This window comes from Borrelia duttonii Ly (genome assembly GCF_000019685.1).
Classification (GTDB): domain Bacteria; phylum Spirochaetota; class Spirochaetia; order Borreliales; family Borreliaceae; genus Borrelia; species Borrelia duttonii.
On the sequence record NC_011229.1, the window covers coordinates 488,569 to 499,923 of the forward strand.

At 27.1% G+C, this 11,355-nt stretch carries 10 protein-coding genes, 4 tRNA genes and 1 other RNA gene; 13 read left to right on the top strand and 2 right to left on the bottom strand.

The genetic code is table 11. The annotated features are described in order from the left end of the window. Nucleotides 1-2 precede the first annotated feature (2 nt). Complete coding sequence (gene uvrC, locus BDU_RS02260) at nucleotides 3-1,811, bottom strand: excinuclease ABC subunit UvrC (RefSeq protein ID WP_012538211.1); 1,809 nt, start codon at nucleotides 1,809-1,811, stop codon at nucleotides 3-5. 110 nt (nucleotides 1,812-1,921) lie between these two features. Between uvrC and BDU_RS02265 the strand changes: the two genes are divergently transcribed. The 4 genes from BDU_RS02265 (at nucleotide 1,922) to BDU_RS02280 (ending at nucleotide 5,046) form a co-directional block, all read left to right on the top strand. Continuing rightward, nucleotides 1,922-3,439, top strand: a complete 1,518-nt coding sequence (locus BDU_RS02265; protein WP_012538212.1) for a LamG-like jellyroll fold domain-containing protein — start codon at nucleotides 1,922-1,924, stop codon at nucleotides 3,437-3,439. Further along, a complete protein-coding gene (locus BDU_RS02270; protein WP_041177714.1) occupies nucleotides 3,432-4,739 on the top strand; it encodes a tetratricopeptide repeat protein in 1,308 nt (435 codons plus the stop codon). The genes BDU_RS02265 and BDU_RS02270 overlap by 8 nt, the downstream gene beginning before the upstream one ends. A gap of 66 nt (nucleotides 4,740-4,805) precedes the next feature. Beyond that, a tRNA-Ser gene (locus BDU_RS02275) sits at nucleotides 4,806-4,895 on the top strand. Nucleotides 4,896-4,960: 65 nt separating this feature from the next. Continuing rightward, nucleotides 4,961-5,046, top strand: a tRNA-Ser gene (locus tag BDU_RS02280). A 12-nt stretch (nucleotides 5,047-5,058) separates the two neighbouring features. Here the strand turns inward: BDU_RS02280 and BDU_RS02285 are convergent. Continuing rightward, nucleotides 5,059-5,790 (bottom strand): RsiV family protein, encoded by a 732-nt coding sequence (locus BDU_RS02285; RefSeq protein ID WP_012538214.1) that lies wholly within the window; start codon nucleotides 5,788-5,790, stop codon nucleotides 5,059-5,061. A 122-nt stretch (nucleotides 5,791-5,912) separates the two neighbouring features. Here BDU_RS02285 and BDU_RS02290 point away from each other — a divergent pair. The 9 genes from BDU_RS02290 (at nucleotide 5,913) to BDU_RS02325 (ending at nucleotide 11,305) form a co-directional block, all read left to right on the top strand. Further along, nucleotides 5,913-5,986: transfer RNA gene (locus tag BDU_RS02290), tRNA-Arg, on the top strand. Between the two features lie 15 nt (nucleotides 5,987-6,001). After that, nucleotides 6,002-6,088: transfer RNA gene (locus BDU_RS02295), tRNA-Ser, on the top strand. Nucleotides 6,089-6,090: 2 nt separating this feature from the next. Further along, nucleotides 6,091-6,189: signal recognition particle sRNA small type (gene ffs / locus BDU_RS07700), an RNA gene on the top strand. Between the two features lie 166 nt (nucleotides 6,190-6,355). After that, nucleotides 6,356-8,002: a DNA polymerase III subunit gamma/tau gene (gene dnaX / locus BDU_RS02300; protein WP_025400750.1), complete on the top strand. Its 1,647-nt coding sequence runs from the start codon at nucleotides 6,356-6,358 to the stop codon at nucleotides 8,000-8,002. A 2-nt stretch (nucleotides 8,003-8,004) separates the two neighbouring features. Beyond that, nucleotides 8,005-8,304, top strand: a complete 300-nt coding sequence (locus BDU_RS02305) for a YbaB/EbfC family nucleoid-associated protein (protein ID WP_012538216.1) — start codon at nucleotides 8,005-8,007, stop codon at nucleotides 8,302-8,304. A gap of 3 nt (nucleotides 8,305-8,307) precedes the next feature. Beyond that, complete coding sequence (gene recR / locus BDU_RS02310; RefSeq protein WP_012538217.1) at nucleotides 8,308-8,892, top strand: recombination mediator RecR; 585 nt, start codon at nucleotides 8,308-8,310, stop codon at nucleotides 8,890-8,892. A gap of 328 nt (nucleotides 8,893-9,220) precedes the next feature. Beyond that, complete coding sequence (locus tag BDU_RS02315) at nucleotides 9,221-9,727, top strand: nucleoside-diphosphate kinase (RefSeq protein WP_041177715.1); 507 nt, start codon at nucleotides 9,221-9,223, stop codon at nucleotides 9,725-9,727. 9 nt (nucleotides 9,728-9,736) lie between these two features. After that, on the top strand, nucleotides 9,737-10,555 hold the full coding sequence (locus tag BDU_RS02320; RefSeq protein ID WP_041177716.1) for a DNA adenine methylase: 819 nt from the start codon (nucleotides 9,737-9,739) through the stop codon (nucleotides 10,553-10,555). 213 nt (nucleotides 10,556-10,768) lie between these two features. After that, on the top strand, nucleotides 10,769-11,305 hold the full coding sequence (locus BDU_RS02325; RefSeq protein WP_012538220.1) for a hypothetical protein: 537 nt from the start codon (nucleotides 10,769-10,771) through the stop codon (nucleotides 11,303-11,305). Nucleotides 11,306-11,355 lie beyond the last annotated feature (50 nt).

Consider the following 11,355-nt stretch of genomic DNA (forward strand, 5'->3'; position numbering starts at 1 on the left):
AGTTAGATATGATTGTTTTGTTTATTGTTTAAATTTTGTTCTTCTGCAAATTTTTTGATTTTATTTGCCATTGTAATATTAATTTTCATTTTTGTGGCTATTTCATCTTCATTTAGAAGTAATATGTCTTTATATGTTCCAAGAACTTTTAAGATCTTTTTTGCTTTTTGTTCTCCAATGCCTTTTATTTTGGTGTAATTTAATTTGATATTGTTGTGTAGTTTGTTGTTAAAATTATTTGCCCTTCTGTGAGCTTCATCTCGAACATTTTGTAATACTTGAAGAGCAGAGTTTCTTTTTTGTAATTTTATGCCTTGATTTTTATTTGGTAAAAATATTATTTCTTCCTTTTTTGCCAATGCACAAATGGCTATTTTCTCTTCAATCCTTAGTCCTTTTAAAATGGAATAAGCAGCGTTAAGCTGACCTTTGCCACCGTCAATTAGTATTAAATCCGGCAATTTTAATTGTTCATTGATTAATTTTGAATATCTTCTTGATATGACTTCTTTTATTGCCTTACAATCATCAATCTCTCCATTACTTAGTGAGTTAATTTTATAAACCCTATATCCGTCTTTAAAAGGTTTTCCCATTTTAAACGTAACAAGTGATGCTACTGTTTTATATCCATTTATATGAGCAATATCAAAGCCTTCAATTGTTTTTGGTAATTTTTTCATTTCAAGAATGGTTTTTAGATTTTCAATAGCCTTATTTTTTTCATGATTATATGTTATTAATGCAAGTTTTGCATTAGAAGTTGCCATTTCAATTATTTTAATGTTATCTTGAGTTTCTTTATATATGATTTCAGTTTTTATATTTTTAAGTTCATTTATTAATTTTGTAATGTTTGAAGTGTCAATTTTTTTAAAAATGTGTATTTTATCTGGTACTATCATGTTTGGAGATGTATAATATTGTGTTATAAATTTTTCTATTAGTTCATCCTCTTCATATATGCTTTCATCAAAATGAATGTCTTTTTCTGTTAATTTACCGTCTTTGTATTTAAGTATTACTATTGTATTTAAGCTATTAGTTTTGTGAATGTATAGATAGTCTTCACTAAGTTTATCTATCTTTGTAATTATTTGAGTTTGACTTATTTCAATTAATGATTTTTTAGTTTCTTTTAGTTTTATTGCTGCTTCAAAATTTTCCTTCATAATGACTTCTTTCATTTTGATTTCAATGTCATTTAAAAGTTTCGATATGTTTCCATTTAAAATATGTTTGATTTGCTCTATTTCTTTTCTATATTCGTCTTCAAGATCTTCTCTATAACATACTCCTAGACACTGACCCATATGGAAATAAAGACAAGGATTTTTTGATTTTTTTTTGCATTTTTTTGTTTTAAATGTTTTGTTAATAAGATCTAATACTAAATCTAAATTTTTAACATTAACATATGGTCCAAAATATTCACTTCCATCATTTATTATCTTTCTAGTTTTAAAAATTCTTGGATATTTTTCACAAGTTATTCTTATCATAGGATATCCTTTATCATCTTTTAATTTGATATTATAAGTTGGTTTGTATTTTTTGATTAAGTTACACTCTAATAGTAGCGCTTCATATTCGCTGTTTGTAGTAATTATTTCTATATTTGTTACGTTATTCATTAATATCTTGGTTTTATGGCTAGTTCGTTTTGAAAAATAGTTTTTTACCCTTGACCTTAAATTTTTAGCTTTTCCAATATATAATATTTTGTTGTCTTTCGAGTACATTTTATAGCAACCACTTGTTTTTGGAAATTTTTCTATTTGTTTATATAAATCGTTTAAGTGTTTTCTCATTTTTATTGTCTATTATTGCTTTTAAATAATCATTATTGTTTTTGTGATATAATATTATATCATATTTAAACATTATGTATTTTTGATTTTTTTATTGATAAAGGTCTGTAATGAGATTGATTTTTATATTTTCTCTATTTTGCTTGTATGTCTTTAGTGCTTTTTCTCAAGAGCTTAAGTTGATTCTTGATTATAAGGATGGATTTAAGTTTATTCAGGAAGCTCATAATGTTAATTTTGCAAGAGACAATAGAGGTATTCTTGGAATTTATTTGGATAGGTATAAGGGCATTTTGGATTATAACAATATTGATTTTCGATTGGAGATAGAAAAGGATAATTTATTAAAAGATGCTGCTTTAAATTATTTTGTTGATTCAAATAATGCAAAAATTTCAAATTCTTTTCACAATATTTCAGGAAATTCTTTAATTTTTTATTCAAGTCGCAATACTGTTAAACTTAAACCATTAACAAGGAAGGCTTTTTTTTATTCAGGTAATGTGATTGCTGATTTTACTATTCAGTTTTGGGTATATCGTTCTACTTCTGTTACTGGAGAAGTTATTGTAAGTTGGAATGGATATAAAAATATTAAAGGTGTTTGGGTAGATCAAGCAATTCGATTAGAAAGTGAGGGTGGCACTTTTGTTTGGAATTTTAATAATGTGTTTTTAAATGATAATGGTGATCCTGTTAAAATTAAGCTTAAGAGTGATGATGATTTTGTTCCTAAAGAGTGGCATTTGCATACAGTTAGATATAGGCAAAAAGATGGGTTGTTGGAATATTTGATAGATTCCAAACCTCAAGCTATAGAATATGTTACTTTTGATAAAAGAGAAGGTTCTGGATATTTATTAAATATTGGTAATTTTATTGATTTTGCATTGGGGCAGTATTTTACAGGAGCTATTGAAAATTTTGAAATTTATAAAAGTTTTGAGGAAGTACGTAGTGCTTTCTTCTCAAGAGATAAAGGATATATCATTACAAAACCAATTGAATTATCTAAAGATTATTCTCAAATTTTGTCTATTGAATTTGATAGTTTAAAGCCAAAAGATACAGATATTTTTTATTATTATAGGTTAGATAATAAGGTTTTTTATGAAATAGATAAAAATGGAGAGATAAAAAGGAATTTAACAGGAGATTGGATTCATTTTGATTCTAAGAATGGATTACCCAAATTTGATATATCAAAATATATTCAATTTAAGGTTGAATTTTATCCAAGTGGCAATCCTATAGAAAGTCCATCTCTTTATAGCATGGTTGTGACTTATATACCTGAATCTGCACCTTTTCCCCCTTTAATTACAAAAGCTGTGCCAGGATCGAGTGAAATATTGATTGAATGGTTTCCTGTAATTAGCAGTAATATTGGTGGCTATTATATTTATATTGGTGTTAGTCCTGGAAATTATCATGGCAATGCAGGAAATATTTTAAAATCTCCAATTGATGTTGGTAATCAAACTTCTTTTAAAATTACAGGACTTGAAAATGGGAGGCTTTATTATATTAGTGTTGCTTCTTATAATCTAGATAAAAGTGTGAATGAAGAGTCTTTTTCAAAAGAAATTTCTGTTAGACCTATGGAGTTTTTTAAGCAATATGAATAGTATTAATTTTGAAAAAGCTTTGGAGCTTTATAAAAAGGGTGATTTTAAGAATGCACTTTTGAATTTGGATGTTTTTGATGATAGTTTTGATTCTTTGTCTCTTAAATCTTTACTTTATTTTAGGTTAAAGGATTATAAAGCACTTTTATATGTATTGGATACTTACCCCGTTTTAAGTGAATATAGTTTTTTAATTAAGCTTTTGTATGATGGTGAGTTTAAAAGCGATGAAGCTAATTTAAGTTATTTTCAAAATTATAATCTTGGTGTTTTTTATTTTGGCCTTAAAAATTATGAGAAATCTTTAAATTGTTTTTTAACATCTATTAAGCAATATCCTAATTTAATTCAAGCTTTTAATAATGCTGCTGTTTTGTTTGAAATGTTAGGTAATAGAGATGATGCTTTAGAGATGCTTGTTAAAGCTACAGGTATAGATAAAGACAATGCCCTTATTAAATTGAATACTTGGTTTTTAAATAATACTTGTGCATTCAAGAGTGTTCGTCCATTTAAACTAGATGGTAGTTTTTTAAATGTTAATCTTTCTCTTATTATAAATTATTTAATGTATTATTTATATTTTATGGGAGAGATTGATGGTGCAATTAAGCTTTCTGAGAAGTTTTTAACAGATTCGAATTATTCAAAATATATTTGGCATAATAGAGCAACTATTTTGCATAAAATAGGTAATATGACACAGGCTACCAAGTCTTATGTAAAATCTATTTTAAGTTTTCCTAATGTTTATACTATATATAATATGCATATTGCGACAATAAAACTTTTAAATTTTGATTCTAAAAAAGCTATTGATAGAATGTTGTTAGATTATCCTGATATGGAATTGGTTTATTTCTATGCATTTTTATTTTTTTTAAGAAATCGTGAACTTGAAGATGCTTATTTTTACATAAAAAAACTTTGTGTAATGAATATTGATACTTATTCTAGATTTTTAAACTTACTTGAATCTAGAGAAGATATTTTCATTGAAGAGTTATTGGATGAATGTGCCCTGATTTTAAAGGGTAAGTGGATATTGGAATATTTGTTTTTTGTTGACAATTCTTTAGATTTAAGAGAGCCTGTCTTTGTATTTGATTATTATACTAGAATTTGTCCATATATTTGGAAAGTTAAAGATGAACATATTGAACTTAGAGCTAGTAATAGTGAGTTTGAGATTACTAAAGAAATTTTATCAGATGAATTTACTCAAGTGCACTTGAGTGTTACAATTAAGGAGATTAAGGATTTAATTGAGGCTTATAAAGATTTTAAGATCAATTATTAAACTTAATAAGTTTCTTTTGTTGACAATTGCAATGGCTCTAATATACTATGTATTAATGTGGATTAAGGAGAGATGCCAGAGTGGTCGAATGGGGCTTCCTGCTAAGAAGTTGTCCTTTTAAAAAGGGGACCATGGGTTCGAATCCCATTCTCTCCGTAGAGATTTTTATTAAAGCTTGTCTTTATGAAGATTTCTTTACTTTATGAATATAATAATCTCTAGGAGAGGTGGCAGAGTGGTTTAATGCTACGGTCTTGAAAACCGTCGTAGGTGTAGCCTACCGTGAGTTCGAATCTCACCCTCTCCGTTGTATTTTTTATTATGAACAAATTGGACAGTCGGTTTTTTTCTTTTTAGTAATGTCACCTTCAGAATTATTGTTTATTGGAAATGTAAATTCAATTTTTTCATCTGAGTGTGGACCTATTATTAATGGATTATAGAAAATTACAACTTCATTGTTTTTAAAATAGTATTGATATTGTTTAAAAATTTTTTCAAATTCTATTTCAAATGTGGATTTATTGTCATAATGAGTTGCAATTTTTTCAAATTTTGTTTTTACTTCTTCTCTTAATACTTGTATCAAAGAATCCAATTGGTCTTTTGAAATGATTTCTGCAAGTTCTATTTTTTCTTTTCCTCTTAAATTAATGGAATGATATGTTGTAAGGCCATTTGCAGCGTATTTATCTATTTGAAATTGATTATATAGAATGGATGTTATGTTAAGGTTTGGATTTTTAAATATTTCAAAATCAGAATAATAGAAAGATTCATGGGGCTCTTTTTTTTCTTTTATTGTTTTAAAAAGTTCGATTGTATCATTTTTCCATTTTTTTATTAATTCTTCAAAACCAAATTCTATTCCTTCTATAGTGGGAATTTGAGCATCAATGTGAAAAATAATGTTGTCTTCATTGGTGGTATCTTCTTTGATAATTTTTGTTTCGATATTGATTTCAGCACTTTCTGTTTTTTTGTCGTGTTTGGTGCATGCTATTGTTATTAAAAAAATTATTATTATGCTTATTGAAAATTTAGATGTCATTTATTGCTCCTTTCTTATAAATGAATTACTATTAACTTTTAAGAGTATTTTTGATTATTTGTTATAAATTTATTTTTATTGTAATAAATAATAATTTTTATTACAATTGAAGTTAAATGTTTGTGCCCATAGCTCAGCTGGATAGAGCATCAGATTGCGGTTCTGAAGGTCAGAGGTTCAAGTCCCCTTGGGCACGAAAGTATGTAGTTTTGGAGAGATGGCCGAGTGGCTGAAGGCGCACGCTTGGAAAGCGTGTATACATGAGAATGTATCATGGGTTCGAATCCCATTTTCTCCGGTTCCTAGGATCCGCACTATTGAGTGTTGCCTAATCCCGTCAGGACTGGAAGGTAGCAGCGGTAAGTGATTACTCAATGAGTGCGTGTAATCTTAGGATAAATTTATTTTGTTTAGATATGTAAGTACGTTTTTATGAAATAATACTTAAATAGGTATTATTGTTATATTATGTATATTGTAATTAATATAAAATAAATTTTTTGTTTTTTAAATTTAGATTTAATTTAAGGTTTAAGTAAAATTATTGTTATTTATGGGGGATGGGATGATATCTGCAAGGGGTACTGCCATTAAGAGGCGTCCCAGAGATTTTACTTCTCTTGAAGGACAAGATTTTGTAGTTGAAACCTTAAAACATTCAATAGAAAGTAATAAGATAGCAAATGCTTATATATTTTCAGGACCACGAGGAGTTGGCAAAACTTCTTCTGCAAGAGCTTTTTCACGATGTTTAAATTGTCAAACAGGTCCAACAATTATGCCTTGTGGTACATGTTTTAATTGTAAATCTATTGATAACGATAATAGTCTTGATGTTATTGAGATTGATGGTGCTTCAAATACGTCTGTTCAAGATGTTAGGCAAATTAAAGAAGAAATAATGTTTCCTCCTGCCAATTCTAGGTATAGGGTTTATATTATTGATGAAGTTCATATGCTTTCAAATTCTGCTTTTAATGCTCTTTTGAAAACCGTAGAAGAACCCCCAAATTATATTGTTTTTATTTTTGCAACAACAGAGGTACACAAACTACCAGACACGATAAAAAGTAGATGTCAACATTTTAATTTTAGGCTTTTGCCTTTAGATAAAATTTATGAGATGTTAAAATGTGTTTGTTTAGAAGATGACATTAAGTACGAGGATGAAGCTTTAAAGTGGATTGCTTATAAGAGTGGAGGTAGCGTAAGGGATGCCTATACTCTCTTTGATCAAATTGTGTCATTGAGTAATTCTGATATAAAATTTGATCAAATCAGATCTAAGATGGGATTAACCAGTGACGAATTCTTGGAAAAATTAGCATTGAGCATTCTTAATGATGATTTAAAAGAGTTACTTAGTGTTTTAGATACTGTATTTTTAACAGGTATTTCATGTGAACAATTTCTTCTTGATGCAATTGAATTTTTTAGAGAAATATTATTTTTGAAATTAGACATCAAAAATATTATGTTTATTGGTGTTAAATTTGAAAGTTTAAAAGAATCTTTATTAAATTTTGATTTAAAACATGTTGAGAGAAGTATTAGTGTATTGCTTGAAACTTATAGGGATTTGCAATTTTCGATAAATCCTAAATATGAAATTGAGATTAATTTTATTAAGATACTTAGACTTAAAAATTATATCCCTAATCATCTTTTAATTAAGCAAATTCAGGATATTGAAACTAAAGCACTAAATGAAATAAATTGTGATATAGATAAAATAAATTGTGATGTCAATTTAAAATCAGAGCTAAGTGATGTGCCTTTGATGGAACCAGATAATGCTACTGAAGAAGAGATACCATTGAAAGTTAAGATTCAAGAGCCTGATGTACATTGTGATTCTGAGGATGATGATATTGATAAAATTTTTATAGAAACAAAGGATAATTTTGATAAGATCGATGATAATGATAGAATTAAAGAAACTTTTATTTACTTAGTGTCTAAGTATGTTCAAACTTTAGTGTATTCAGGAGAGGTTTTAATTGATGGTGGGGTGCTTTATTATAAAATTTTTAGTGGATTTGAATATAATCAACTACAGGCTTATCAAAATGAGATAAGGGCGGAATTTTGTAAAGAGTTTCCTAGATTAAATGTTATATTTCAAAAGCAATTTAAGGATAATGATGATGAGTTTGATAATGAGGTGCTGAGAGTCAAAAACATTTTTGGAGCAAGTGAAGTAAAGGAGTAAATATGGCAGTAAATCCATTAGATTTTTTGAAAAATATGTCAAATTTTAAAGATAATATTGATAATATTAAAAAAGAAATATCTCAAATTGTTGTTTGTGGTAGGGCAGGAAGTGATGTTGTTGTTGTTGAAATGAATGGGGAATTTGTTGTGAAAAAAATTTTAATTAAAGAAGATTTTTTTAATGATTTGGATAATGAAGCACTTGAACATATGATAAAATCTGCTTTTAATGATGCTGTTTTTAAAGTGAAAGAAGAAATAAAATCAAAAACAATGGGTTCTATTCCATTTGGGATTTAAAGTTTGATTATACAAGATTTAATTGAATTAGTTTCTAAACTTCCAGGCATAGGAAAAAAAACAGCAGCACGAATGGTTTATGATATTTTGTATACCGGTGAAAATTTTTCAAGAACATTGGGACAAATTTTAATTAGACTTCATTTAGAGATACAAAAATGTAAAAATTGTTACAATTTTGCTGAAGAAGAACTTTGTAATATTTGTACGAATTTAAATAGAAATAAAGGTATAATTTGCGTTGTAGAAATGCCTCAAGATCTGGAAGTTATTGAGGCTACTAAGGAATATGATGGATTTTATTTTGTTCTTCATGGTCATCTTGATCCTTTAAGAAATATTGGACCAGATGAGTTGAATCTTAATAAATTAGAGAATTATATTAAACTGTTAAAAGCAGAAGAAGTAATTATTGCTACTGAATTTAGTATTGAGGGAGATGTAACCGCAAATTATATCAGTAATCTTTTAAAGGACTTAGATATTAATGTTACAAGAATAGCATCTGGTCTTCCTGCTGGGGGTAGTATTAGTAATGCAGATAAAGTGACTACTCTTAGGGCATTACGTTTGAGACTTAAAATGTGATTTTGTTCTTAAGTCATTTTTTGCAAAATAGTTTGTTTTTATAGCTTTTTAAAGAATTTTTTTTGAATGCTTTTTTTGTATTTGTATTTAGTTTAGAATTTTAATTTATAACCAATAGTTAAAATTATTTATATAAGGTAATATAAATAGTGTGTTTTTAAATTACTTGAACTTATAATAAAGTGCTTAAGAGATACATTGAGTTTTAATTTTAATTGCAAAAAATTAGCATTTTAAAATAAGTTGTTTTTAAATGCATATTCATGAATTAAATAAATTATGTCTTATTATTAGTTTGCATTGTATTAAAAACATTGGGAGGTTGTTTATGTCTACATTAATACAAAAAACTTTATGTATTGTTAAACCTGATGGGGTTAGAAGAGGTTTAATTGGTAATGTTGTTTCTAGGTTTGAGAGGGTAGGATTAAAAATTGTGGCTGCTAAAATGGTTTTGGTTGATCGCAAGATGGCCGAAGAACATTATTTGTATGATGATATTGCTGCAAGGCATGGTGAGTCTGTTTGGAAGTCTTTAGTTAATTTTTTAATGAGTTCTCCGGTTTTTGCATTTGTTATTGAAGGTGTTGAATCTGTTGAGGTTGTTAGAAAATTTTGTGGCTCTACAGAGCCTAAGATGTCTGTACCTGGGACAATAAGAGGTGATTTTTCTTATCATAGTTTTAATTATGCAAATGCAAAAAATTTTGCAGTTTATAATGTGATTCATTCTTCTGCAAGTCTTATTGATGCAAATCGTGAAATACCTATCTGGTTTACAAAAGATGAAATTTTTACTTATAAAAGAGATGATGAGTTTGAACATTATTATTAGTTATTGATTATGAGTGTTGTGATACGGCCTATATTGAAATGGGCTGGTGGTAAGAAAAATTTATTGAACTCTATTTTAAATAATATTCCTCTTTCTTTTAATAATTATATTGAACCTTTTATAGGTGGAGGGGCATTGTTTTTTGCATTAAATTTAAAAAATTCAATTATTAATGATATAAATTTTCATTTGATTAATTTTTATATGGAAGTTGCCCATAATTTAAATAATTTTTTGTTAAGAATAGAAAAGTATAATAATGCTCCTTTAACTAAGGAGTATTATATTGATATAAGGAATAGTTTTAATAATGCAAATTTAACTAATTTGGAAAAGGCTTGTATTTTTCTTTATTTAAATAAAACTTGTTATAATGGTCTTTACAGAGAAAATGGTAGTGGACAATTTAATACTCCTTTTGGTAAATATAAAAAGATTAATCTTTTTGAAATTGAAAATTTGCGATTAGCTTCTAAACTTTTGCGAGAAGTTAGGGTTTTAAGTTTAGATTTTTTTTGTTTACTTAATTTTATTAAAAAAGATGATTTTGTTTATCTTGATCCACCTTATATACCCTATTCAAAAACAAGTAATTTTACAAGTTATAATAAATATGGATTTGATTTTTCAATGCATGAGAGACTATTACGTTTTTGTGACAAGATAGATAAGAAAGGAGCTAAATTTTTGCTTTCAAATTCTAATACCACATCTAGTCTTGAGCTTTATAAAAATTACAACATTATTTTTGTTGATTCTAAAAGGTTGATTAATGCAAATCCAATTGGACGTGGCAATATAAGAGAAATTTTAGTGAAAAATTTTTAGTAGTATTGCATAATTATTGTAGTGCTTGTTAATAGCCATAAGGTCCTTTAACAAAAAAAATAAGGATTTTATATGTTGTGTCTGTATTGTGAAATTCTTAGGTGTAAGTTTTATTTATGGTGATTATCTCAATTAATGAATAAGAAATATATTGAGTGTTTGGAATTTGAGATAGTTTAGAGATATTTTTGTATAAATTATTTAGGGACTTGTATGATAGGATATGCTTTGTTTTATTTGTTACCACTTTTTCTGTTATTTAATTGTACCTTTAATTATGAGGAATATTCTAATAGGACAGGTGCTGCTAAAGAAGCTCCTACAATACAAATATTAAAAATTAGCTATCATAATATTGTGGGCGGTAAGAAACAAACCATATTGGAAGCTTTAAGTTTTAATTATTTTAATTATTATAAACTTTATAAAGTTGAAAATGGGAGATTTTTGTATCATGCCTTAGAAAATCGAATTTCGGGTAAGTTTAGTAATTTAGAAGGTTCTCATGTTACTAAAGATTTAGATATGAAAGATTCTGTGGAATTGAAGATAGAAGATATGAATAATTATTATCTCATTAATACCAATAGACTTTTATGGCGAGATAATGAGAAAAAGTTATTTTCTCCTCCAAATGAGTTAGTATTTATTAGATTTGATGAGAGTAATATAACAGGAAAGGGTTTTTCGTATTTTTTCAAGAGTAATAATTTTTATTTTTATTCTGGTATTGAAGGGCTTGTGAAGTGAAAAGTTTAATTCTTTGTTTAATTTGTATTTCTTTATTTGGTTATGCACAG

Coding starts and splice junctions, on each gene's coding strand:
- uvrC (WP_012538211.1), bottom strand. CDS start 1,811: ATGAGAAAACACTTAAACGATTTATATAAACAAATAGAAAAATTTCCA.
- BDU_RS02265 (WP_012538212.1), top strand. CDS start 1,922: ATGAGATTGATTTTTATATTTTCTCTATTTTGCTTGTATGTCTTTAGT.
- BDU_RS02270 (WP_041177714.1), top strand. CDS start 3,432: ATGAATAGTATTAATTTTGAAAAAGCTTTGGAGCTTTATAAAAAGGGT.
- BDU_RS02285 (WP_012538214.1), bottom strand. CDS start 5,790: ATGACATCTAAATTTTCAATAAGCATAATAATAATTTTTTTAATAACA.
- dnaX (WP_025400750.1), top strand. CDS start 6,356: ATGATATCTGCAAGGGGTACTGCCATTAAGAGGCGTCCCAGAGATTTT.
- BDU_RS02305 (WP_012538216.1), top strand. CDS start 8,005: ATGGCAGTAAATCCATTAGATTTTTTGAAAAATATGTCAAATTTTAAA.
- BDU_RS02315 (WP_041177715.1), top strand. CDS start 9,221: ATGTCTACATTAATACAAAAAACTTTATGTATTGTTAAACCTGATGGG.
- BDU_RS02320 (WP_041177716.1), top strand. CDS start 9,737: ATGAGTGTTGTGATACGGCCTATATTGAAATGGGCTGGTGGTAAGAAA.
- BDU_RS02325 (WP_012538220.1), top strand. CDS start 10,769: ATGATAGGATATGCTTTGTTTTATTTGTTACCACTTTTTCTGTTATTT.